The sequence below is a fragment of the Tomitella cavernea genome, from assembly GCF_016599145.1.
Taxonomy (GTDB): domain Bacteria; phylum Actinomycetota; class Actinomycetes; order Mycobacteriales; family Mycobacteriaceae; genus Tomitella; species Tomitella cavernae.
This window is the reverse complement of the sequence record NZ_JAENKO010000003.1, coordinates 15,671-37,884: the sequence shown is the minus strand read 5'-3', so window position 1 is coordinate 37,884 and position 22,214 is coordinate 15,671. Positions and strand designations below refer to the sequence as shown.

Genomic DNA, 22,214 nt, shown 5'->3' with positions numbered 1-22,214 from the left:
GCAGAGAAAGGCGGGGCGGGGGCGAGCGCGCATCACAGCTCCCAGCCGTGCACCGGTGCGCCCTCGCCCATCAGCGTGAGGTAGTCGGCCAGCATCCCGGCCAGGGCCGCGGGGCGGTCGTCGCCCGCCCGTTCCCGCAGTGCGACGGCGCTGCGCTGCCAGTCCGCGCCGGTGCGCCCGGCCAGGCACCGCGCCTCGATGACGCCCAGGTACTTCTCAACCACGTCCTCCGCCACGCCGTAGGCGGCGAGCCCCGCGTGCGCCATCGGCAGCAGCCGGCGCAGCACGAGCTCCTGCGGGCTGACCCACCCCACCTCCGGCCAGTACAGCCTGGCCGAGAATCCGCTGCGCGCCGCCGATTCGAGGTTCTCGCGCGCCGCGTCGAACGACATCTGCGACCACAGAGGGCGATCGGCGTCGACAAGGGCGCGTGCGGTGCCGTAGAAGAACAGCGCGTCCGCGAGGGTGTCGACGACGGTGGGTCCGGCCGGCAGCACGCGGTTCTCCAGGCGGATGTGATGGCCGCCGTCGGTGGTGTCGTAGATGGGCCTGTTCCACCGGTAGATGGTGCCGTTGTGCATGCGCAGCTCGGTGAGCGCCGGGTCGCCGCCCGCGTCGAGCACGGCCAGCGGATCTTCGTCGCTGACGATGGGCAGCAGCGAGGGGAAGTACCGGGAGTTCTCCTCGAACAGGTCGAAGATGGAGGTGATCCAGCGTTCGCCGAACCACACTCGCGGCCGCACGCCCTGATTGACCAGTTCCTGCGGCCGGGTGTCGGTGGCCTGCTGGAACAGCGGCAGCCGTGTTTCGTGCCAGAGGGCCTTGCCGATGAGAAACGGCGAGTTGGCGGCCAGCGACACCTGCACGCCCGCGATGGCCTGGGCGGCGTTCCAGTGCGCCGCGAACTCGTCCGGTCCCACCTGCAGGTGCAGTTGCAGGGAGGTGCATGCGGCCTCGGGCAGGATCGAGTCGAACACGGTCTCCAGGCGCTCGGGGGCGGCCGCGCCCGGCAGGGCGGTGCCGACGATGCGCAACTCGATGTCCTCGCCCCGCGTCTCCAGCATCCGGTTGTTGAGCAGCGCGTAGCGCGGGTTGGCGGAGATCGACTGGGCGGTGAGATCCTCGGCCCGCAGCGTCGGCAGGATGCCGACCATGGCCAGGCGGCTGCCGGAACGGGCGGCGCGGGCGTCTGCGGAGTTCAGCGACGCGCGCAGCGACTCCTCCAAGTCGAACACGTGCCGGTCGCGCAGTCGGTGCGGGGGCATGTTGATCTCGATGTTGAACCGGCCCAGCTCGGTCTGGAAGGCGTCGTCCGCGATGGCCTCGAGCACCTCGGAGTTGGCCATCGCCGGTCGCATCGCGGTGTCGACCAGGTTGAGCTCCACCTCCATGCCGATGCGCGGCTCGGACAGCTCGAACTGGTCGTCGGCCAGCATGCGGGCCATCGCATCCAGACACAGCTGTACCTTCTCGCGGAAGGCGCGGCGGTCTTGACGGGTGAAGACGCGATGCCCGACGTCGTCGCCCATGACGGCCCCTTCCGTCCGTACCGACTCTTCCGCCTGTACCGACCCTGCCTACGGTGCCTCCACACTGGCACGGCTGCCATCGCGCCGCAGCAGGATCTTGCCGAAAACCCCGCCGGATTCGAGAAGCCGATGCGCCTCCGCGGCGTCGGCCATGGGGACGGTGGCGTGCACGACGGTGCGTACGCGCCCATCGGCGTACATCGGCAGCACGTTCCGCGTCACCTCGCGGACGATCTCCGCCTTGCCCGCGGGGCCGTCCAGCGGTCGGCCGCGCAGCCCCATGGCCGTGATGCGGGCCCGCTTGGCGAGCATCGCGCCGATCGGCAGTTCGCCGGTGGCGCCGCCCTGCATGCCGATGATCGTCAGCCAACCGTCCGGGGCGAGCGCCTCGAGGTTTTTGCGCAGGTACTTCGCGCCCATGTTGTCGAGGATGACGTCGGCGCCGCCCACCTCGCCCAGCGCCCCGGCGAAGTCGCCTGTGCGGTGGTCGACGGCGATGGCGGCGCCCAGTTCGCGGCAGCGGGGCAGCCTGTCGGGGGACCCAGCGGTGGTGGCCACCGTGGCCCCCAGCGCCGCGGCCACCTGGATCGCGTGGGTGCCGATGCCGCCGGAGCCGCCGTGCACCAGCAACGTCTGCCCCGCGGACAGTCCGGCGCGCATCACCACGTTGGACCAGACGGTGCAGGCGACCTCCGGAATGCCTGCCGCCTCGACCAGCCCGACGCCCTCCGGCACCGGCAGGAGCTGGGTCGCGGGCACCACGACACGCTCGGCGTAGCCGCCGCCCGCAAGCAGTGCACACACCCGCTGCCCGGGCTCCCAGCCTGTCACCCCGGCGCCCAGCTCGGCGATCGTGCCCGAGCATTCGAGCCCCGGAACGTCGGACACGCCATCCGGCGGCGGATAGTGGCCCTGGCGTTGCAGCAGGTCGGCGCGGTTGACCGCGGAGGCGGCGACGTCGACGAGCACTTCTCCGGGGCCGGGGGCGGGATCCGGCACCTGCGCCCACCGCATCGCGTCCGGGCCGCCGAAGGAGGGAAGCGTGATCGCATACATCCCTCGACGGTAGCGCCGGTGGGGACCGTCCGGGCTCGTCCAGCGCGGCGCGCCCCGGATCAGCTTTCCGCGGACCTGACCGGTTCCGAACGCCCCAGTTCGTTGCCGGCCGCATCGAGTGCCGCCGCCGCCAACCAGGTCTGCGCGTCGGGCACCGGCGCCGCGCTCTCGAACCCGGTGCGCGGCATGTCCGCGACCGCGTGCAGCGCCCCGGGGGCGTCTCCGGTGAGGATGCGCCAGGACGCGACCTCCGTCGCACCGTTCCAGCTGGCGTAGACCGTGACCCCGCCGGTCCGTGCGCGACGTGCGGCGACCGCGGGGGCGTCGTCGGGGGTGCCGGCCCAATCGTCGACGTGGGCGCGATAGCTGTGCCAGGGCTCCGCGATGTGCGCGTCCCACACCATGTTCCCGCTCGCGTCGAAAAGTGACGCGTACGGTGCCGCGCCCCAGCCGACGAAGGCGGAGCCGTCCGGCAGTGTCTGCATGCTGCCCTGCGTGTCGGCGTAGAGCGGGACCGGGTGGTGCAGCCGCCGCCGCAGCCGCACTGTGCGCGCGTCTTCGTCGACGTCGAGGACGAGGGCACTCGAGGCCGGTGACGGTGCTCCCGGGGACGGCGGGGTGCGCAGGCTGTTGTCGAACAGGGACAGGGTGCCGTCGGCGTGCTGGACGGCGCAATGCTGCCAGGAGAAGGAGGCGTCGGGCGGTACCGGGAAATCCGAGCTCTTGCCGCCCAGTCGCCACAGCACGCGCGAACCGTCCCGCGCGATCTTGTAGACGGTGCCGGTGTGGCGGCACGAGATGACGATGTTCCCGTCCGGCGCGACGCGGGCGGAATTGATGTGCAGGTAGTCGTAGGGATCGTTGTGCGCGCCGTGGCCTCCGAGCGGGAAGTAGGAGTCGGCGACCGGGATTTCGGCGAGGCTGCGCCACTCCATGAGCACCGCGCCGCTGTCGATGGCGATCTCCTGTACGACGCCCTCGTACACCCACCCGTCGGCCGGTCCGCCGATCGGGCCGAGGTCGGCCTGCCGCGTCGAATACGCCAGGAGCAGCATCGTGTCGTCGTCGGTGATCGTGACCTCGTGCAGGTCCGCCTGCTCGCCGTTGCCGGCGTGCACCTCGGTGATCAGGTTGTAGTGCTCGTCGAGGACGGTCACGCTGCCGTACCCGTGCGAGTAGGGGATGCGGCCGTGCCACCATGCCAGCACCGGCCTGCCGCGATAGGTCTGCGGGTGGAAGCCGATGTTGAACTCCACCCCGTCGCCCGGGTGGATCCACACCGGCTCGCCCGCACCGTCGACGATGAGCGGCCCCTGCCCCGGCCCCGGCACCCCCACCTGCTTGGGGGCGAGGAACACGTGGCCGAGCGGCGGGGCGCCTCCGGGTGCCACGGTGATGGCGGGCGGTGCCAGGTCGGGGCGCGTGACGAACCGCGGGGCGGGGGCGGGTCCTGGCGACCCGGAACCCGTCGAGCCGAGGGAGCCCAGGCTGCCCAGGCTGCCCTCGGCGTACGCCGTGCCTGCGCCGAGGGGGGATGCGACGACGGCGCCGACGATGCCGGCACGGCGGAAGAAGGCGCGTCTGGTCAGATCGGGTGCGATGGTGTCCTCCTCGGATTACCCGGCGCCGGCGGGAGCCCGGCGTTTCTGAAGGTATTGAGTGGGTAGCGGCCACCATACGATGCCGCGGCCCCGTGCGCCCGGGAACCCCGGGGCCGGCCCGGCGGTGGGGCTGCGTGCGGGCCTGCGGGACCCGGTAGGCTACGGGGCGCTGCGGGCGGCACCGGCCGTCGGCGGCGGGGAAGCGTGGCAGAGCGGCCGAATGCACTCGCCTTGAAAGCGAGCGTCCTTAACCGGACCGGGGGTTCAAATCCCTCCGCTTCCGCAATTCCGGCTGGTTTTTTGCGCCGATCCGCGCGCCGCGTGCACCGTCCGAGCGCCGATTCCCGGGCGATCCGGTGCAAAGCGTGCGCGGCGTGCCGGGGAGCCGCGGCTACCCTGGGCGGCGTGGCGGCGATGGCGAGCAGGCGACCCGATTCCCAGTGGCGATTCGCCGGATCCGACGGTATCCACCGCTTGCACGTGGACCAATGGGACCCGCCGGGTGAGCCGCACGCCGTCGTGCAGATCGTGCACGGCATGGCAGACCGGATCGCGCGGTACGGGGAGCTCGCGGCGCATCTCACGGCAGACGGCTTCGCGGTGCTCGGCGCGGATCTCCTCGGCCACGGCGAGACGGCGCTGGGCCCGGGCGAACTGGGCTTCTTCGCGGCGGAGGGAGGCTGGGAGACGGCGGCCCGCGACGTGTGCGCCCTGCGCAGGATCGGCGCGCGGCGGTTCCCGGGGGTCCCGTACTTCCTGCTGGGCCACAGCCTGGGCTCGATGCTGGTGCGCCAGCACCTCGACGACCATCCGGCGGGGCCCGACGCGGTGGACGGCGCGATCCTCTCCGGCACCACCTACATGAACAAGCCGATGGCGGCGGCCGGTATCGCGGGACTCACGGTGGCGATTCGTGCGCGCGGCCGTGGGGGAAGCCGGGCCGTCAGCCCGCTGGTGGAGCATCTGGGCGGCCGCCTGGGCCGGAAGTTCACGCCGCAGCGCACCGGCAGCGATTGGCTCAGCCGCGACCCGGATTACGTCGATGCCAACCTGGCCGATCCGCTCTGCGGCTTCCCGGCGACGCTGTCACTGTCCCGCGATCTCATGGTGGGGTGCCGCAACGTGGGCGGGGTGGCGGCGCTGCACCGGCTGCGCACGCCGGTGCTGTTCGTCTCAGGATCCGAGGACCCGCTGGGCGGCCGGCCGGCGCTGCGGCGGATCGTGCACGAACTCGAGGCGGCGGGCCACCCGGACTTCACCGCGCTGGTGTACCCGGGCGGGCGGCACGAGATGTTCGGCGAGATCAACAGGGCCGAGGTGTTCGACGACGTGGCCGCCTGGCTCGACGCGCGCACGTCCACCCCGCTCACCGGACGGTGATGCGGTCCCGGTCCGGCGGTGTGACCGGCGACCGGCCGTGCAGGTGGTCGGCCAATGCTTCGGTGTCGAGGACTCCGATGACAGGGTCGGTGCCGAGGGTGAAGGCACTGAACCCGTCGCCGCCCTCGGCGAGGAAGGCGTTGACGGTGACCCGGATCGGGGCGTCCGCCGGCAGGACGGTGCCGTGCAGACGGATGTCGCTCACCCGGTGCCCGAGGGGAGCCGCCGGGTCCACGGTGTAGGTGAGGCCGGCGGACGGTTGCAGCACGATCCGCGTGCGGCCATTGCCGTCGGGGTCGTCCCCGCCGGCGGGCCGGAACTGCTGCTCCAGCGCCGCGTCGAGCTGCGCCCCTGTGAGGGTGAGCGTGTGCAGCCGGTTGCGGAAGGGCTGGGCGGAGAACACATCCGAGTACGTGATCCGCCCGGCCGGCAGGTCGGCGCGGATACCGCCCGGGTTGGTGAGCGCCACCTGCGCGCCCGCACCGCGGGTGGCGGCCAGCTGGGCGTCCGCGATGAGCTCGCCGAGGGTGGATTCGCCGGCGGCGTCGGTCTTGCGGGTGAGCGCGACCGGCGCGGCGCCCACCGTACGGCGGCCGTTCTCGGCGGCCATCGCCGTGGCACGGTCGACGAGGGCGACGGCGGCCGGATCCGGAGAGATGTCGTGGCGCACAACCTGGTTGAAGGCGCTGACGCGGTCTCGCAGGACGTCGCCGGTGGCCGGGTCGATGGTCACGTCCGCGACGGCCACGCCGGTGCCGCCGGGCGTCGCCTGGACCACGGTGCGCGGGCGGTTGTCCGGGTCGAGGAAGGTGCACGCGAACGACTGGGACGAGCCTCCGGTGAAGATGATGTCCACCGCGGGCGAGGCGTTGTCGATGATGGGACGCGCGGGTCCGGTGGCGCGGGCACACCCGTCGGCGGTGTCCGCGGGGACCTCGAGATCCTCGTGCATGAGCAGCACGATGGCGCGCACGCCCAGGAATCGCAGCAGTTCCGCGGTGCGGTTGATGGTTTGCAACGGGTCGGCCACGGTGACGTCGGCGATCCCGGCGGGGGCGACCCGTGTCGCCAGGTCTTTCTGGGTGATGGCGATGGTGCCGACCGGCGTGGACCCCGCGTAGCTCACGGCGAACGGGAGCGTCGCGGGAAGGCCGCTGTCGAGCTTCAGATTCGAGCCCACCATGGGGAACGCGGCTCCGGAGAACTGCGGGGTGAACCGGCAGCCGTCGACGGGATGGCATCCGCCCGTCTGGAGCCGGCGCAGTTCCGCGAACCCGTGGTCGAGGTCGTGGTTGCCGATCGCCGACGCGGTGAGCCCCTGGGAGTTGAGGAACTCTATCGACGGCTCGTCGTGGAAGTAGGCCGACTCGAACGGGGTGTCGCCGACGTTGTCGCCGGTGGAGAACAGCAGCGAGGCGTCGGCCGCACCGCGCAGTTGGTCCAGGTAGGAGGAGAGGTATCCGGCGCCGCCCGTGTCCCCGGGTGGACGGAGATTGCCCTCGAAGCCGTTGATGGCCATCATGCGGACCTCGGTGTGGTCCGCGGGTGCGGCGGCTGCAGCGGGCATGGCCGCAGACGGTGCGACGGCTGCAGTGGCCAGGGCCAGCGCGGCGGCGGCAGCGACGCGTAAGGGACGGCCCATGCGCCTGCGCACATCATCGCCTGCCGTCACGTCGCTCCTGTTCTCCTGGACGCTGATTTCCTGGATTCCCCGGGGCCCGCGCGGACGCCGGACGAGCCTCAATCACCATGCACCGTCGAGGTCACGAACTGGTCACCGATCGTACGTCCGTAGAACACGTTTCGGTCACGTTTTTCAGGGCCGATGAATCGTGGCAGGTGCGGCGCGGCGGAGGCCGGCGCCGGGCCCTCACATCCCGGCGATGCGCAGTGCCTCGGCCCCGGTGGCGAACGCGAGGAAAGCGTCGTTCTCCTCCGGAGTGCCCACGGTGATGCGCACCCCGTCGTCGCCGTAGGGGCGGATGATCACCTTGGCGTCGGCGCTGCGGCCCGAGTACTCGGCGGAACGGGCGCCCAGAGGCAGCCACAGGAAGTTCGCGGCGCTCGGAGCCACGAGGTAGCCGGCGCCGGCCAGGGCCGCGGCCATCCGACCGCGTTCCGCCACGACGTGCCCGGTGCGCTCGAGCAGCTCCTCCTCGGCGTCCAGGCAGGCGAGGGCGGCGGCCTGCGCGAGTGTCGACACGCTGAACGGCACGAAGACCTTGCGCAGGGCCCCGATGAGGGAGGGGTGCCCGATCGCATAGCCGACACGCACCCCGGCGAGGCCGTACGCCTTGGAGAACGTGCGCAGGATGAGCACGTTGGGGTGCCGCCGCGCGAGGGCGAGCGAGTCCGGGACGGCGGCATCCGGCAGGGCGGGATCCGGCGTGTCGGTGCGCCCGTCGCCGGGCCGAGCATACTCGATGTAGGCCTCATCGAGGGCCACCACCACGTGCGGCGGGATCTTCGCGAGGAACTCCTCGATCGCCTTCTCACCCACGAACGTCCCAGTGGGGTTGTTGGGGTTGCACAGGAACACCACCCTCGTGCGGTCGGTGACCGCGGCGGCCATCGCGTCGAGGTCGTGCGCGTCGTCGCCGTCCAGCGGCACGGGGACGGGGGAGGCCAGCGCCACCTGCGTGACGATCGGGTACGCCTCGAACGAGCGCCACGCGAAGACGACCTCGTCGCCCGGGGCGCAGGTGGCCTGCACGAGCTGCTGGCACAGGCCCACCGAACCGCAGCCCACCGCGACGCTGCCGGGCGGCACCCCGGCCCGGGCCGCCAGCCGGGAGGTCAACTCGGCGGCGCCGCTGTCCGGGTAGCGGTTGGCGGTGGCGGCGGCCTCGGCGATCGCCCGCGCCACGCTGGGCAGCGGGCCCGCAGTGGTTTCGTTGCTCGCGAGCTTCACCGCGCCGGGCACCGTCCGCCCGGGGACGTAGGGGGGCAGCGCGTCGAGGTCGGGACGGGTGCGGGGCAGCGCGGGTTCAGTCACGGCCGGTTCAGTCACGTCCTCCAGTATGTCCGCCGCCGCCATGCCGTCGCACCAGCACCCGCCGTCGAGGCGTTTTGCCAAGCGTCGGGCGCGCTGTGTAGGCTCTCGTGCTGGTGGCCGTGCGGTCACCGCGGGGCCCGCGGGCCTCAGGAGGCGTGCCAGAGCGGCCGAATGGGACTCACTGCTAATGAGTTGTCCTCTATCCGGGGACCGGAGGTTCAAATCCTCTCGCCTCCGCGGGGCCGGTTTCGTCGCCGGCCGCAGGGTGGACTATAGTTCTTCACGGAACTTCGGTTCGGCCGAGCGCAGGGATACACCTGTACGGCCACAACACAATACGCGCCCGTAGCTCAACGGATAGAGCATCTGACTACGGATCAGAAGGTTAGGGGTTCGAATCCCTTCGGGCGCACAATCCGCAGAACCCCGGACGGTTGCCGTCCGGGGTTCTGCGGTTCATCGCGCGTCGGTTTACCCCGGGCGCGTATCGACGAGCGAGGCGAAGACCACGATGTTGTCCTCGTAGTTGCGGCTTCGCGCGTCGAATGCCCCGCCGCACGTGATCAGCCGTAGTTCCGGGGCCTCGGTGTTGCCGTACACGCGCAGCGTCGGAAACTCCGCCTTGGCGAACTGCCGCACTTCCGTGATGTCGAAGACCGCCATGGTGCCGTCGGCGCGGGTGACGTCCACAGTGTCGCCGGGCCTCAGTGCTCCGAGGTCGAAGAACACCCCCTCGCCCTGCTCGGCCGAGTCGACGTGCCCGACGATGACGGCGGGGCCGGGCGCGCCGGGCGCAGGCGAGAGGGTGTCCCACCCGGGCACGTCCACCTGGTCGAGAGGCGGCACCTGCAGGGTGCCGTCCGGGTTCCGGCCCAGTCGCATCAGCGCGTGGTGCACGTCGATGGCGGGGACGTCGATGGCGACGGGGGCTGGTACGGGCGCGGCCGGCACAGGCGTGACCGGAGCGGGCCGAGCCGCGGATGCGGTGGACGACGGTGCAGCAACCGATGCCGCCGCCGCGGCCGGCGGTTGCGGCGGCGATTCCTGCAGCGTCGCCCCGACGGCGGCCGCCGCGATCCCGATGGCCGCGAGGAGGACGGCGGCGACCGCCGCCGCCCGTCGCCGTCGTCGTCCGTTCCGGTCGGTCATGGCGCCGTCACCCGCGGTGTGCGCCGTCGCGCCGCCTGCTCACCGCGAGCGCGCCGCCTGCCGCCACGAACGCGGCGCCACCCACACCGAACACCCAGCCGTACTCGACGCCGGACGTCGCACCGCCGCCGGTGTCGACACCGCCTCCGGGCACCTGACTCATCTGAGAGGCGGTGATCGTCCCGCACAGTGCGGGCGCGGTCGCGGCCAGCGGCAGCTCCGGTGCGAGATTGCTCTTCTCGCCCTGCGCCTGCGGGGACAGGGTGGCGGGGTCGAGCCCGTGCACCACCGCGACGGCACTGCCGTCCTTCATCGCATTCAACGTCTCCGGTGAAAGCGTGATTGTCCGTTCGTACTTGAAGCTGCCGCCGCTGGGAGCGGTCGTGATGTCGGTTGCGGCCTTCGCGCTGGTGTCACCGGTCGTGGTCAGCGTGGTGTTCACGGCGCCGTAGGCCGGTTTGCCTTCGGCCGTGTCCACGATGCCGTCGCCGTTCGTATCGGCGCCCGGAGCGGGGCACGTCCCCTGGCCGCCGATGTGGATGTGCTGGACGTGCGGGTACGGCCCGTTTTGGAATGTTGCGGCGAGGCCCTGCACATTCTCCGACACCCAGGCCTGATCGCCCTGCACTTTGATCATCAGCTGCCCCTTGCCGCCGGAGCCGTTGAGGGGGTTGAGGATCGCCTGGTAGTAGGTGCCGCCCCCTCCGCTGTCGGCGGGCGTATCGGCGGCGGCTGTCGCCGGGATGCCGATGGCCAAGGGGACTGCCGCGAGTGCCGCCGTGGCGGTCAGCTGCAGCGTCCTGCGCATGGTTTCGTTCGTGCGCATCGTTACCAACTCCTCACACTCGGGGCGAGAGGTCTTCCCGTCCGTCTTGTACGAGGTATTCGGTGCGACGTGGCTCACGGATCGGTGGAGATAGTGTGGATCCATGGCAGCTGGATCCGGTGCCGGTCACGGCGATGCGGGCAGGGCGGACTGCGCAGTGGGCGCAGGCGCCGGCCTCACCGTCTACACCGTCGGGCATTCCACGCACGCCTCCGGGGAGTTCGTAGCGCTGCTGCGGGCGCACGGGGTGCAGAGGATCGCGGACGTGCGCACCATCGCCAAGTCGCGCCACAACCCGCAGTTCGGGGAGGACACGCTGGCGGCGACGCTGCGCGACGCCGGGATCGGATACGTGCGGATGAAGGAACTCGGCGGGTTGCGGCACACGACGAAAGCGTCGGTCAACGGGGCGTGGCGCAACGCCTCGTTCCGCGGCTACGCGGACTACATGCAGACCGCCGCCTTCGCCGAGGGCATCGACCGCCTGCGCACGATCGCTGCGGAGGCTCCGGTGGCTGTGATGTGCGCGGAGGCTGTGCCCTGGCGCTGCCACCGTTCGCTGATCGGCGACGCGCTGCTGGTGCGTGGGGACACGGTCCTCGACATCATGAGCCCCACGCAGGCCAAGTCGCACAGGTTGACGAGCTTCGCGGCGGTGGACGGCCTCGCGATCACCTATCCGCCGGAAGAGACCTATCCGTCGGAAGAGGAAGAGTAGGCCCCGCCCGCCTGCCTCTGTCTTGCCCCTCAGCCGCCGACGGCGAGCCCGAGTCCGAGTGCGATGGCCTCGGCGGGGTGGGTGCCCGGGATCCGTTCCCCGCCCGGCGGGACGCCCAGGCCGGCGAGCTGGATCCCTGCGGGCAGCCCGGGGGCGTCTGGCGCGGGGACCGAGACGGCGGGGATGCCGAGCAGGTTGAACGGGACGCACATTCGCAGCAGTTCGGAGCGCACCGACAGCCCCGGACGGCCGTCGGCCTGCGTCGTCGTGTCCTGTCCGAGGCGGGTGGCGCGGATCGGCGTCGTCGCGCAGATCAGCCCGGACAGGCCCCGCTCGCGGTGGAGGGTGTGAAGGGCCTCGCCGCGCATGCGCCGCACCGACCGCAGCGCGCGCAGGTAGTCGACGGCCGGCCTCCCCGCCTGGGCGCGCACCCGTCCGGCCACGCCGGGCGTGTACCGCTCGATCGCAGCGTCGGGCAGCACGCCCTGCGGATCCGTGTGGGTCTCGTAGGCCTCCGACCCGACGATCACCGGATACGCGGCGGACAGTTCGGCGGCGTGCGGCAGCTCGACGTCCACCACCTCGGCGCCGGCCCCGGTCAGTGCCGCGCACGCCCGGTCGACGGCGTCGGTGATCACCGGGTCGTGCGTTTCGAATACCGCGCCGCGCAGCCGTCCCACCCGCATGCCGGCCACCGGCCACGGGGTGCGCGCGACGCCGGGGATCGCGCCCCAGGCCAGCCCGGCATCCACGACGTCCCCGGTGAGCAGGCCGATGTGGTCGAGCGTCGTCGACAGCGGGAATGCGCCCCGGGTGGGCAGGGCCGATATGCCCGGCTTGAACCCCACCACGCCGCACAGCGCGGCCGGGGTGCGCACGCTGCAGCCGGTGTCGGTCCCGACGGCCAACGGCACGGTCTTGCGCGCCACGAGGGCGGCCGAGCCCGAGGACGAACCGCCCGTGATGCGCGCCGGGTCGTGCGGGTGGGCGGAGGGGCCGTCGGCGTTCTCTTCCCCGGTGCAGCCGTAGGCGAATTCGTGCAGGTGCGACTTGGCGACGACGATCGCGCCGGCCTCGCGGAGGCGGGCGACGATGTCGGCATCGCGGTCGGCCGGCGGCGCGTCCTCGAGCGCCGCGCTGCCGCAGCGCGTGGGCAGCCCGGCCACGTCGATGTTGTCCTTGACCGCCACGGCCACCCCGTGCAAGGGGCTGCGCCAGCGGTCGGCGGCGATCTCGGTGTCCAGCAGCGCGGCCTCCGCCAGCGCGGCGTCGTCCCTGCGCGCCGGCACGAGGTTCTCCCACGGGGTCCCGGAGAGCCCGTCGAGCGCGCGCAGCACCTGCTCGACGTGCGCGGTGACGGTGACCTCTTTGCGCGCCAGCGCCGTGGCCAGTTCCCGCAGGCTCATCCGAGGCCTCCGTCCGGCAGGTCCGTCCCGTCCGGGCACGACCACACTCCGCCCGCGCGTCCCGCGTCGCGGAGCTGTTCGATCCACCCGGGCACCCCCGGCTGCAGCCCGTCTATGCGTGAACGGCGGGTGTGCTCGTACTCGCGGCGCGCCACATGCCCGCGGCCCGCCAGGTCGGCGATCCCGTCCCCCGCGGCCAGGGCGTCGCGCGCCGTGGTGAGTAGTGCCAGGGTCTCGTCCAGCGCCGCCACCAGCGCGTCCGCGTTGCCCTCGCACATCGCGCGCACCAGCAGCGGGTCCGTCGCGGCCACGCGGGTACCGTCGCGGAACGACCCGGCGGCCAGCGAAAGCGCAAGCTGGTCGCCCGCTCCGGCGACCGCGAGGGCCTCGGCGAGGACGTGCGGCAGGTGCGAGATCCGGGCGACGGCGGCGTCGTGCTCCGCGGACCCGGCCGGCACCACCACCGAGCCGCAGTCCTCGGCCAGTACGGCCACCCGGGTCCACACGTCGGGGTCGGCGCCGTCGTCGGCTGCCACCACCCACACCGCGCCATCGAAGAGTGCGCCGTCGCCGGCGGCCCACCCGGATTGCGCCGTGCCGGCCATGGGGTGGCCACCCACGTAGTGCGCGTCGAGACCGTGGGTGGCCAGTGCGTCGGCCACCGGCTGCTTGACACTGACCACGTCGGTGATCGGGCAGTGCGGGGCGTGCAGCGCGATGGCGGCGGCGATCCCGTCGACGGCGGGCAGCGGCACCGCGATGACTATCAGCGCCTGCGCGGCGGCCGCGCGGCGCAGGACCGCCGGAAGGTCGCCCGACACGTCGTAGCCCGCCTCCGCCGCCTCGCGCACCGCCTCCGCGGAGCGGTTCCACCCCCACACGGTGCGGTCGGCCGCGGCGGCCGCACGCAGCAGCGATCCTCCGATGAGGCCCAAACCCAGTACGCACACCTCGGGGCGGCCCGGGGGTCCGTCGGCCCGGTCCGGGTCGCCGGCCGCGCGGCCGGCGACCGGCGGCATGTCGGCTTGCGATGGCGTCGTCACGGTTCCAGGTTGGCACATACGAGGCGGGGGTCGTAAACGGTGCCATCAGCGGCTACCGTTGCGGCATGGCTGCACAGGGTGTGGACACGGACGCCGAACGCGGGTCCGTCGACGGCGCGGGGGACTCCGCGGACGGTTCCGACGAGCTGTACGGCTTCGCCGTGGCGGTGGTGTACGACGACGGCCGCTGGTCGTGCACGCCGATGGGCGACGATGCGCGCGAGAGCCTCGATGCGGCTGTGACCGAGCTGCGCGGCATGCGCGCCGCGGGGCCGGTGTTCGGCCTGCTCGACGTCGACGAGTCCTTCTTCGCCATCGTGCGGCCCGGCCCGGAGACGGTGCACCTGGCGCTGTCCGACGCGGTCTGCGCCATCGACTACGACCTGGCCGCGGACATCCTCGACGTGCTCGGCGTGGACGTCCCGGACCTCACATCCGACGAGGTGGACGATGCGGATCCGTGGCCGGAGGGCGACCTCGCCGTGCTGGCCGACCTGGGCCTGCCGGAGCCGGTGCTCAGCGTGATCATGGACGAGGTGGACCTGTATCCGGATGAGCAGCTGGGCACCATCGCGCAGAACCTCGGATTCGCCGACGAGTTCGCCGCGGTGCTCGACAGGATCGACCACTGAACGACCGGCCGCTGAACGAACGCAGGCCGGTGCGTGGGCCGGAGTCGGCGCCGCGGGGCGGCCCCGGGCGGCGCGACGAGGCGATGATGCGGACTGCCCTCGACGCGGCGCTCGCCGGTAGAGCCGTGGGGGGCGGTAGTGCTGTGGGCGGCACCGACGTCCCCGTCGGGGCCGTCGTCTTCAGCGCCGACGGGCGGGAGCTGGCGCGCGCGGTCAACGCGCGCGAGGCCCTGGACGATCCCACCGCGCACGCCGAGATCCTCGCGTTGCGGGAGGCGGCGCGCGTGCACGGCGACGGATGGCGCCTGGCCGGCACCACGCTCGCCGTCACTCTGGAACCGTGCACCATGTGCGCGGGCGCACTGGTACTGGCGCGGGTGGACCGCGTGGTGTTCGGGGCGTGGGAGCCCAAGACGGGGGCCGTCGGGTCGCTGTGGGACGTGGTCCGCGACCGGCGGCTCACGCATCGCCCCGAAGTGCGCGGCGGCGTGCTGGAGCGCGAGTGCGCCGGCGTGCTGGAGCAATTCTTCCACGAGCGTCGCTGAGGCAGGGTGCCTACACGGCAGTGTCTATGCAGGTCACGGCGTCGGTTGTGTGATGACCACGGTGTCCGTGTACAGTACTTCCCGGTGGCGTGACCGAGCGGCCGAAGGAGCTCGCCTCGAAAGCGAGTGAGGGGCAACCCTCCGTGGGTTCAAATCCCACCGCCACCGCGCCGGAGGTGCCGGGGCCCCGTATGGACGGGGCCTCGGCACTTTTTTCTTGCGGCAGCCCGGCACCCCTGCGCAGCCCGAACGGCGGATCCCGGGGTGTCGGTGGGAAACGGTGCTCGGATCGGGGTAAGGGCGATCCGCTCATCCAAGCCGGACCGCTCTCATCCGCACAGCGGTTGCCTGGGCACCCCGGGCAGGTAGCGGTCCCATTCGTCGGCGGTCAGCGGCGTGCCGCGGGTTGCGCAGATCTCTGCGGCGGCCGCGACGGGGTCCGTCGCCCACAGCCGTACGGTGCCGTCGGGCCCGCCCGCCGCGAGCAGCCCGTCGCGGCCGAATTGCGCGTCGAACGTCCTGCCCACGTAGGCGGTGAGCTTCGCTGCGATGGTGGGCATGGCGGTGCCGTCGACGTTCCACATCCGCACCGTGCCGCTGCTCGACGCCGCGACCAGCCGGGTGCCGTCGACGTTGTAATCGAGCGAGTAGACGGCGCCGCCGGTGTCCGGGAGCGCGCCGATCTCCTGCGGGGAGTCGATGTCGCTGACGTCCCATTCGCGCACGGTCTGGTCGGCGCCGCCCGCGGCGAGCAGTGTGCCGTCCGGGCTGAATGCGACGGCCTGCGCGTATGTGGTGAACCCGGTGAGGACGGTGCGCAGGACAGGATGCGCGGGCGCCGAGATGTTCCACAGTTCCACCGTGTTGTCGGCGGTCGCGACCGCGACCGTGCCGCCGGCGGGGGAGAACGCTATGGACTGCGGGTAGTTGGCGGCGTCGAACCGCCCCACTGGGCGCGGGCGGGCCGGGTCGGTGACGTCGAGCAGGTGCACCGTCTTCGCGGACTGGTCGGACACCGCCAGTAGCCGGGCGACTGGGCCGAACGACATCACGGCCACGATGCCGTCGACGACCCCGCCCAGCCTGCTGAGCTTCAGCGGGGTGTCCGGCGTGGTGACATCCCACAGGTACACCGCCCCGGTGGCGGCTCCCACCGCGGCGAGCCGGCGTCCCGCCGCGGTGGTGCCCAGAGCGGTGGCGCCGGTGAACCGGTCCTCGCCGTCCGGGGCCAGGTCGGCCAGCCGCCGCGCCGCGTCGGGTGCGGATATGTCCCACAAGTGCTGGCCGGGGTCGTGGGCGCCCGCGCCCACCAGCAGCACGGTGCCTGTGGCGTCGATGGGGTTGGTGAAGATCGTGTCCTCCGCACCCCCGAGCACCGGGCCGGGCAGCGGCCACAGGCGGGTTACGCCGTCCACTCCGGCGCTCAGCAGCCGCGCGCCGTCGGACATGAACCGTGTGGAGGTCACGACGGAACGGCCGGACAGCGTGTCGGTGAGCGTGTCGTCCACGGTCGACCAGATCCGGATCGTGTTGTCGGAACTGCCCGCCGCCACCTGCATCCCGTCGGCGCTGACGGTGACGGAGTTGACGTAGCTTGTGAAACCCGTCAGAGGTGGCAGGAGCTGCGGGGCCTGCGGGTCGTTCACCGACCAACGCTCCACCCGGCGAGCCGTGGTCCCCGCGAGCAGGGTGGAGCTGTCGGGTGTGAATACGAGAGACAGCCTGGCGTCGGTCGACTGCGGATCGGGGGGGATCTCGAAGAGCGGAGCCCCCATGTCCGGCTCCGCGATGCGGGTGGCGTCCCAGATGCGCAGCGTGTCATGCGTGCCCCCGGTGGCGAGGAGCCGACCGTCGGCGCTTACCGCCAGCACCTCCCGCCCGCTGCCGGGGACGGTGACCGCGGGCAAGGCCCGTGGGCGGACGGGGTCGGTGATGTCCCAGCGCAGCAGCGCGGAGCCGCTCGTGCCCGCCAGCAGGTGCCGGCCGTCGGGGGTGAATTCGAGGTCCTGGACGGCCCCGTCGGCAGGCGGGTTGAAGCCGGCGAGCAGCCGGGGGGATGCGAGGTCGGACACGTCCCACAGCTGGGTGCCGCCCTCTCCGCCCACGGCGGCCAGGTCGCCTGACGGGCCGACCGCCAGCGCGTACGGCGGCGCGGCCGCGTCGAACGCATCTAGCACGGACAGCGGCGCGGGGTGGGTTCCACTGTCGGCCGTGCGGTAGATGCGCACGGCGCCGTCGGACGTCGCGGTGGCGAACCAGGTGCCGTCGGGGGCGGGCACCGCCGTCATCCCCCCGGCCGTGCCCACGATGCGGGTGGCGGAATGCACCGCCGTGGCGTCGAGAAGCGCGGACCGTGCCTCGAGCACCGGCGCCACCCGGTACGACGCGAGCGCCATCTGGGCGGCCAGGGCCGGATCCGCGGAGCGCAGCTTCTGCGACTCGGTGGCGATCTGACGGGCCATCGCCTCGTTACGCGCGGTGACAGCCGCGCCGCGCGCGCTGTTGGCCTGGTATTGCGACACCCCGGCGACGACGGCGGCCGTGACGGCGACGATGGAGACGACCGCCAGGGCGACGACCAGTCTGCGGAGCACCAGGAAGCGGCGGTGATCCTGGTCGGCGCGCGCGTTCTCCTCGGCGGTGGACGCATCGAGGTACTCGCGTTCGGCGGGGCTGATGACTTGTGCAGACCCCACCGCATCGGACCATTCGCGCATGATCGCCAGCCGGTTGTCGGACAGCAACGCGCCCGGGTCGCGGCCGGAGTCCAGCCACAACCCGGCCGACTCGGTCAGCTGGCGGCGGAGGACGAGCCCGGCTCTGTTGTCGTCGATCCAGTTGTGCAGGCGTCGCCACGCGGTGAGCAGAGCCTCGTGGGAGAGCTCGATCGTGTCGTCGCCGACGGTGAGCAGCCTGCGCTCGACGAAAGCGTCGATCACCTCGCCGGCGTCGCCGTAGCCATCTGAACCGTGAGCGCCGCCGGCGAGTTCGCCGAGCGTGGCGCGCCTGCGAAGTACGATGTCGGCGTCCTCGCCGATGGTGATCAGGCGCAGGAACACGCGTTGCGCCGTTCTCCGCTGCGCAGGGCTCAGCGTGGCGTAGACCGACTCAGCGCTCATCTCGACTGCGCCGCCGATGCCGCCGGACGCGAAGTAATCGGCGACGGTGAGCGTCTTATGCCGTGACCTAGTCCAGGTGATCAGCAGCGCGTGTGACAGCAGCGGAAGCATTCCCGGGCGTCCGGCGCCTGGGCCGGAGCCGGCCGGACGCGATTCGTCGATGAGCAGCTGCACCAGTGCCTCATCGACGGCGGCCCCGGCCTGGCGCGCCGGTTCGGCGATGATTTCGCGGAGCTGGTCGTCGGTCATCGGACCCACCACCACCGGCGACTCGAGCGCGGTCACCAGTGCAGGCTCGGCGGCGGCGTTGCCGTAGAAATCGGCCCGCAAGGCCAGCACGACTTGCACGGGGGGCCGGTCGGACGTCGTGGTGAGCGCACTGATGACCTCCGCGCGCGCGGATTCGGACGGCCCGAGGGTCCAGAGCTCCTCGAACTGGTCGACGATGAGCACGGGGTCGGTGGCCGTACGGGCACCGGCACGCACCTCGGCCCGGATCCCGGCCAGGGCCTCGAGTGCGTGCTGTGGCGTCGTCACCGTGACCTCGCCTGCAGGGCCCGTTGCCGGGTTCCGGAGGAGGGGAGCCACGCCGGCGCGCAGCACCGACGACTTTCCGGAGCCGGACGGACCGATGACGATGACAGGGGTGCCGTCGTACACGGCGCCGCCGAGACGGTCGACGATCGTCCACGTCAGCTCCGAACGGCCGAAGAACCACTCGGCGTCGATCTCCTGGAACGGCTCCAGCCCGCGGTACGGCAGGGCGGGCTGCGGCGCCCGGCGCAAGCGACCCCCGCGGGCGCGGGCGACGGCGTCGTGCCATCGGGCCTGCCCGGCCTCGTCGGTAACGCCGCACGCGCCGAGTACGGCGTCGAACATGGCGAAGCTCGCTTTGTTGGGCAGGTGCTGACCGGACAGCCACCCGGAGATGGTGCCGTGCAGGCCGCCGGAGCGGGCGACGACCTCCCGGACGCTCAGCCCCGCGGACGTCCGCAGCACGGTGAGCGCCGCGGCGAGATCGGCCCGTGAGGCGACGCCCTCGGGTGCGGCGGGGGCTCCGTGGTGCGTGTCCGCAGACGTATGGCCATACGATGTCACCTGTTCAACATTAAAGAATTACCGACCGGTATACCAAGGAAGGCACTGGTCGTGGCGGTGTATGGGGATGGGGTCCGTATGGAGTTAGTACGGGTACGCCGCGGGATGCCGAAGTTGTCGCCCCCATGGGCAACGATGAAGGCGTCCGCCTTTGAATCCGGTGAATTGCAAATGCGCTTGCGCCTGCGCGACGGGGCGGAAAGGGATGGGAGTGGGCATGACTGTGAACGGATCGATTGCGCGAGGCGTTTCCGACGGGCACGCTCTCCCGGCCGGGGGCGGACTACCTGACGGTTGCGAGGAGCGGCGGCTGCGGCTGGTCGGCGGCGAGCCTGTCACGGCACCGGCACCGGCACCGGCCCCGGCGCTCTCGGCGCGCGAGGTGGAGGTGCTGCTGGCCTGGTTCCGATCGGAATCCAAGGTGGAGGCCGCACGGGAACTCTATATCTCCGTGGGCACGCTGAACACCCATCTGGCCCGGGTGCGCACCAAGTATGCGAAGGCCGGGCGTGTCGCCTCCACCAAGGCCGCGCTGGTGGTGCGCGCGCTGCAAGATGGCCTCGTCTCGCTCGACGATTGGTGAGCGCGCGCCGGGGGCAGGAGGCGGCAGTCAGGAGCGCACGAGCCGCCGGATCGCGGCGGTGGCCTCGTCGAGCTTCTCGTCTGCGTTCTCGCCGGAGGAGATCGCGTGCGAGACGCAGTGGTGCAGGTGGTCGTCCAGCAGTGCGAGGGCGACGGATTCCAGGGCGCGGTTCACGGCGGAGATCTGGGTGAGCACGTCGATGCAATAGGTGTCCCCCTCCACCATGCGCTGGATGCCGCGCACCTGCCCCTCGACGCGGCGGAGACGTGTGCGCATGGCCGCCTTGTCCGCCGCGTAACCCGGCGTGCCGGCCTTGCCCGGGGTATCGGCCTTGCCTGGCGTGCCGGGGACTTCGTCGGTGCCGGCCGCGTCGGTGGAGTGCGTCATGTCGTTGCCTGGCCTTCCGTCCGGTCCCGGGGCGGTTCTCCGCGGGGGTTCTCCTGTGCACTTCATGGTACCCACTGGGGGTATGACGGGCCACTCCCGCGGTCGACGGCCTGTGTGCGTTTGGTTTGATGTCCCGGTGACCGACACCGGCGATCTCTTCAGCGTCCGCACCCGGATGGAATCGGGCCTCGGCCGCACCGGCAGGATACGCACGCCGCACGGCGACATCCGCACGCCCGCCTTCATCGCCGTCGGCACCAAGGCCACGGTCAAGGCGGTGCTGCCGGAGGCGATGACGGAGCTCGGAGCGCAGGCGGTGCTCGCCAACGCCTACCACCTCTACCTGCAGCCGGGGTCGGACATCGTCGAGGAGGCCGGCGGACTGGGCGCGTTCATGAACTGGCCGGGCCCCACGTTCACCGACAGCGGCGGCTTCCAGGTGCTGTCGCTGGGGGCGGGGTTCAAGAAGGTGCTCACCATGGAGTCGGTGGCGATGCAGGCCGACGACGTGATCGCGGCGGGCAAGGAGCGCCTGGCGCACGTCGACGACGACGGAGTCACGTTCAAGTCGCACCTCGACGGCTCGCGCCACAGGTTCACCCCCGAGATCTCGATGGGCATCCAGCACCGGCTGGGGGCCGACATCATTTTCGCCTTCGACGAGCTGACCACGCTGATGAACACGCGCGGCTACCAGGAGGGGTCGGTGGAGCGCACCCGACGGTGGGCGCAACGGTGCCTCGACGAGCACCACCGGCTCACCGCGGAGCGTTCCGGCAGTCCACGTCAGGCGCTGTTCGGCGTGGTGCAGGGCGCGCAGTACGAGGACCTGCGTCGGCAGGCGGCCAAGGGGCTCGTCGCACTGGAGGACGCCGACGGCGGCGGGTTCGACGGGTACGGAATCGGCGGTGCGCTGGAGAAGCGGAACCTGGGCACCATCGTCGGCTGGGTGAGCCAGGAGCTACCGGAGGACAAGCCGCGGCACCTGCTGGGCATCAGCGAACCGGAGGACCTGTTCGTCGCTGTCGAGAACGGGGCCGACACGTTCGACTGCGTCCAACCGTCGCGGGTGGCGCGCAACGCCGCGCTGTACGCCCCCGACGGCCGATTCAATATCACCACGGCGCGCAACCGGCGCGACTTCGGCCCCGTCGACGCCGACTGCGACTGCTACACCTGCGCGCACTATTCACGCGCCTACCTGCATCACCTGTTCAAGGCCAAGGAGCACCTGGCGGCGACGCTCGCGACGATCCACAACGAGCGCTTCACCGTGCGGATGGTCGACGGCATCCGCACGGCCATCGACCGCGGCGAGTACGCGGAGTACAAGCAGGAGGTGCTCGGGAGGTTCGCGGGCGGGAAATGACGGGTCAGCCGTCGCCGCGGGGACGGACGGCGTAACTGGGCTCACGCGCCTTGAGCGCCGCGATCACGCGGTAGGTGACCGGCATGAGCAGCACCTCGACGGCGGTCTTGTAGACGAAGCCGAGCACCACGTAGGTCGTCATGTCGCCTGCCCCGCTGAGCCCGATGGCGCCCGCCGCGATGAGGCAGAACACCAGCGTGTCCGCGAGCTCGCCCACCACCGTGGAACCGATCAGGCGCGCCCACAGGTGGCGCTCGCGCGTGACCTCCTTGATACGGACCAGGACGTAGGCGTTGAGCGTCTGGCCCACCAGGTATCCGGCCAGGCTGGCGGCAAGGACCTGGAAGTACGCCTGGGTGACGGTGTCGAACGCGTCCTGGTTCGCATAGAAGTCCGCGGCGGGCAGGATCGACGTCACCCAGAAGGCCAGCGCGCCGAGTGCCGCCACGCCGAATCCGAGGAGGATGGCGCGGCGCGTGGCGCGGAAGCCGTAGACCTCGCTCAACACGTCGCCCAGCACGTAGGCGAGGGGGAAAAGGAAGAAGCCGCCGTCGGTGATGATCGACCAGTCGCCCACGATCGGGCCGAACGCGACGCCCTTGGTGGCGCAGAGGTTGGAGATCAGCAGCAGGGGCGCGAAGATCGCGATGATCGCCGGATAGTACGAGCGGGTGACCGCGGCGAAGGCCGCCCCGCCGGCGGCGCGGTCCGCGGGGCCGGGCTCGGCCGGGGTCGCCGGCGGGACGCGGTCGGAGGAAGTCACGTGGTCAATTGAAAC

The 22,214-nt window shown here is 71.9% G+C and carries 18 protein-coding genes and 4 tRNA genes; 10 read left to right on the top strand and 12 right to left on the bottom strand.

Annotated features, from left to right (window positions below):
• Positions 1 to 32: 32 nt before the first annotated feature.
• The 3 genes from JJ683_RS02375 to JJ683_RS02365 are packed head-to-tail and all read right to left on the bottom strand — an operon-like array spanning position 33 to position 3,976.
• Positions 33 to 1,529: a glutamate-cysteine ligase family protein gene (locus JJ683_RS02375; protein ID WP_200171067.1), complete on the bottom strand. Its 1,497-nt coding sequence runs from the start codon at positions 1,527 to 1,529 to the stop codon at positions 33 to 35.
• A 48-nt stretch (positions 1,530 to 1,577) separates the two neighbouring features.
• Positions 1,578 to 2,585: an NAD(P)H-quinone oxidoreductase gene (locus JJ683_RS02370; protein WP_200171066.1), complete on the bottom strand. Its 1,008-nt coding sequence runs from the start codon at positions 2,583 to 2,585 to the stop codon at positions 1,578 to 1,580.
• 59 nt (positions 2,586 to 2,644) lie between these two features.
• Complete coding sequence (locus JJ683_RS02365; protein WP_200171065.1) at positions 2,645 to 3,976, bottom strand: arylsulfotransferase family protein; 1,332 nt, start codon at positions 3,974 to 3,976, stop codon at positions 2,645 to 2,647.
• A gap of 408 nt (positions 3,977 to 4,384) precedes the next feature.
• Here JJ683_RS02365 and JJ683_RS02360 point away from each other — a divergent pair.
• Positions 4,385 to 4,469: transfer RNA gene (locus tag JJ683_RS02360), tRNA-Ser, on the top strand.
• Positions 4,470 to 4,600: 131 nt separating this feature from the next.
• Entirely contained in the window at positions 4,601 to 5,566 is a 966-nt protein-coding gene (locus tag JJ683_RS02355; RefSeq protein ID WP_242474344.1) for an alpha/beta fold hydrolase, read from the top strand.
• Here JJ683_RS02355 and JJ683_RS02350 read toward each other — a convergent pair.
• Both JJ683_RS02350 and hisC read right to left on the bottom strand, forming a co-directional pair.
• Positions 5,553 to 7,238 (bottom strand): bifunctional metallophosphatase/5'-nucleotidase, encoded by a 1,686-nt coding sequence (locus tag JJ683_RS02350; RefSeq protein WP_307810636.1) that lies wholly within the window; start codon positions 7,236 to 7,238, stop codon positions 5,553 to 5,555. The genes JJ683_RS02355 and JJ683_RS02350 overlap by 14 nt on opposite strands.
• A gap of 198 nt (positions 7,239 to 7,436) precedes the next feature.
• Positions 7,437 to 8,576, bottom strand: coding sequence for a histidinol-phosphate transaminase (hisC, locus tag JJ683_RS02345; RefSeq protein ID WP_307810635.1), 1,140 nt, complete (start codon positions 8,574 to 8,576; stop codon positions 7,437 to 7,439).
• Between the two features lie 134 nt (positions 8,577 to 8,710).
• On the opposite strand from hisC, the gene JJ683_RS02340 reads away from it, so the two are divergent.
• Both JJ683_RS02340 and JJ683_RS02335 read left to right on the top strand, forming a co-directional pair.
• Positions 8,711 to 8,798, top strand: a tRNA-Ser gene (locus JJ683_RS02340).
• Between the two features lie 102 nt (positions 8,799 to 8,900).
• A tRNA-Arg gene (locus tag JJ683_RS02335) sits at positions 8,901 to 8,973 on the top strand.
• Positions 8,974 to 9,032: 59 nt separating this feature from the next.
• Here JJ683_RS02335 and JJ683_RS02330 read toward each other — a convergent pair.
• Both JJ683_RS02330 and JJ683_RS02325 read right to left on the bottom strand, forming a co-directional pair.
• Positions 9,033 to 9,710 carry a class F sortase gene (locus JJ683_RS02330; protein WP_200171062.1) on the bottom strand — a complete coding sequence of 226 codons (678 nt, stop codon included), beginning with the start codon at positions 9,708 to 9,710 and terminating at the stop codon, positions 9,033 to 9,035.
• Positions 9,711 to 9,717: 7 nt separating this feature from the next.
• Positions 9,718 to 10,536: a hypothetical protein gene (locus JJ683_RS02325; RefSeq protein WP_200171061.1), complete on the bottom strand. Its 819-nt coding sequence runs from the start codon at positions 10,534 to 10,536 to the stop codon at positions 9,718 to 9,720.
• Positions 10,537 to 10,639: 103 nt separating this feature from the next.
• On the opposite strand from JJ683_RS02325, the gene JJ683_RS02320 reads away from it, so the two are divergent.
• Positions 10,640 to 11,254, top strand: coding sequence for a DUF488 domain-containing protein (locus tag JJ683_RS02320; protein ID WP_200171060.1), 615 nt, complete (start codon positions 10,640 to 10,642; stop codon positions 11,252 to 11,254).
• 29 nt (positions 11,255 to 11,283) lie between these two features.
• Here the strand turns inward: JJ683_RS02320 and JJ683_RS02315 are convergent, their stop codons facing one another.
• Positions 11,284 to 12,660: an amidase gene (locus JJ683_RS02315; protein ID WP_200171059.1), complete on the bottom strand. Its 1,377-nt coding sequence runs from the start codon at positions 12,658 to 12,660 to the stop codon at positions 11,284 to 11,286.
• Positions 12,657 to 13,679, bottom strand: coding sequence for a prephenate dehydrogenase (locus JJ683_RS02310; protein ID WP_200171130.1), 1,023 nt, complete (start codon positions 13,677 to 13,679; stop codon positions 12,657 to 12,659). The genes JJ683_RS02315 and JJ683_RS02310 overlap by 4 nt, the downstream gene beginning before the upstream one ends.
• 89 nt (positions 13,680 to 13,768) lie before the next feature.
• Between JJ683_RS02310 and JJ683_RS02305 the strand changes: the two genes are divergently transcribed.
• The 3 genes from JJ683_RS02305 to JJ683_RS02295 all read left to right on the top strand — a co-directional run bounded on the left by JJ683_RS02305 (position 13,769) and on the right by JJ683_RS02295 (position 15,048).
• Positions 13,769 to 14,335: a tRNA adenosine deaminase-associated protein gene (locus JJ683_RS02305; protein ID WP_200171058.1), complete on the top strand. Its 567-nt coding sequence runs from the start codon at positions 13,769 to 13,771 to the stop codon at positions 14,333 to 14,335.
• Between the two features lie 83 nt (positions 14,336 to 14,418).
• On the top strand, positions 14,419 to 14,880 hold the full coding sequence (locus tag JJ683_RS02300) for a nucleoside deaminase (protein WP_200171057.1): 462 nt from the start codon (positions 14,419 to 14,421) through the stop codon (positions 14,878 to 14,880).
• A gap of 83 nt (positions 14,881 to 14,963) precedes the next feature.
• Positions 14,964 to 15,048, top strand: a tRNA-Ser gene (locus JJ683_RS02295).
• Positions 15,049 to 15,209: 161 nt separating this feature from the next.
• On the opposite strand, the gene JJ683_RS19560 is transcribed toward JJ683_RS02295, so the two are convergent.
• Entirely contained in the window at positions 15,210 to 19,097 is a 3,888-nt protein-coding gene (locus JJ683_RS19560) for a WD40 repeat domain-containing protein (protein ID WP_200171056.1), read from the bottom strand.
• Between the two features lie 217 nt (positions 19,098 to 19,314).
• On the opposite strand from JJ683_RS19560, the gene JJ683_RS02285 reads away from it, so the two are divergent.
• Positions 19,315 to 19,680, top strand: a complete 366-nt coding sequence (locus JJ683_RS02285; RefSeq protein WP_200171055.1) for a LuxR C-terminal-related transcriptional regulator — start codon at positions 19,315 to 19,317, stop codon at positions 19,678 to 19,680.
• A 27-nt stretch (positions 19,681 to 19,707) separates the two neighbouring features.
• Here the strand turns inward: JJ683_RS02285 and JJ683_RS02280 are convergent, their stop codons facing one another.
• On the bottom strand, positions 19,708 to 19,956 hold the full coding sequence (locus JJ683_RS02280) for a metal-sensitive transcriptional regulator (protein ID WP_200171129.1): 249 nt from the start codon (positions 19,954 to 19,956) through the stop codon (positions 19,708 to 19,710).
• 286 nt (positions 19,957 to 20,242) lie between these two features.
• Here JJ683_RS02280 and tgt point away from each other — a divergent pair, with 286 nt between their 5' ends.
• Positions 20,243 to 21,436, top strand: a complete 1,194-nt coding sequence (tgt, locus tag JJ683_RS02275) for a tRNA guanosine(34) transglycosylase Tgt (RefSeq protein ID WP_242474341.1) — start codon at positions 20,243 to 20,245, stop codon at positions 21,434 to 21,436.
• 4 nt (positions 21,437 to 21,440) lie between these two features.
• Here tgt and JJ683_RS02270 read toward each other — a convergent pair whose 3' ends face one another.
• On the bottom strand, positions 21,441 to 22,088 hold the full coding sequence (locus JJ683_RS02270; RefSeq protein ID WP_307810648.1) for a queuosine precursor transporter: 648 nt from the start codon (positions 22,086 to 22,088) through the stop codon (positions 21,441 to 21,443).
• Positions 22,089 to 22,214 lie beyond the last annotated feature (126 nt).

What these genes read in the sequence shown, in the direction of transcription:
- JJ683_RS02375 (WP_200171067.1), bottom strand. Translation starts at nt 1,529, where the DNA reads ATGGGCGACGACGTCGGGCATCGCGTCTTCACCCGTCAAGACCGCCGC.
- JJ683_RS02370 (WP_200171066.1), bottom strand. Translation starts at nt 2,585, where the DNA reads ATGTATGCGATCACGCTTCCCTCCTTCGGCGGCCCGGACGCGATGCGG.
- JJ683_RS02355 (WP_242474344.1), top strand. Translation starts at nt 4,601, where the DNA reads ATGGCGAGCAGGCGACCCGATTCCCAGTGGCGATTCGCCGGATCCGAC.
- JJ683_RS02330 (WP_200171062.1), bottom strand. Translation starts at nt 9,710, where the DNA reads ATGACCGACCGGAACGGACGACGACGGCGACGGGCGGCGGCGGTCGCC.
- JJ683_RS02325 (WP_200171061.1), bottom strand. Translation starts at nt 10,536, where the DNA reads ATGCGCACGAACGAAACCATGCGCAGGACGCTGCAGCTGACCGCCACG.
- JJ683_RS02320 (WP_200171060.1), top strand. Translation starts at nt 10,640, where the DNA reads ATGGCAGCTGGATCCGGTGCCGGTCACGGCGATGCGGGCAGGGCGGAC.
- JJ683_RS02315 (WP_200171059.1), bottom strand. Translation starts at nt 12,660, where the DNA reads ATGAGCCTGCGGGAACTGGCCACGGCGCTGGCGCGCAAAGAGGTCACC.
- JJ683_RS02310 (WP_200171130.1), bottom strand. Translation starts at nt 13,679, where the DNA reads ATGCCGCCGGTCGCCGGCCGCGCGGCCGGCGACCCGGACCGGGCCGAC.
- JJ683_RS02305 (WP_200171058.1), top strand. Translation starts at nt 13,769, where the DNA reads ATGGCTGCACAGGGTGTGGACACGGACGCCGAACGCGGGTCCGTCGAC.
- JJ683_RS02300 (WP_200171057.1), top strand. Translation starts at nt 14,419, where the DNA reads ATGATGCGGACTGCCCTCGACGCGGCGCTCGCCGGTAGAGCCGTGGGG.
- JJ683_RS02285 (WP_200171055.1), top strand. Translation starts at nt 19,315, where the DNA reads ATGACTGTGAACGGATCGATTGCGCGAGGCGTTTCCGACGGGCACGCT.
- JJ683_RS02280 (WP_200171129.1), bottom strand. Translation starts at nt 19,956, where the DNA reads ATGCGCACACGTCTCCGCCGCGTCGAGGGGCAGGTGCGCGGCATCCAG.
- tgt (WP_242474341.1), top strand. Translation starts at nt 20,243, where the DNA reads ATGGAATCGGGCCTCGGCCGCACCGGCAGGATACGCACGCCGCACGGC.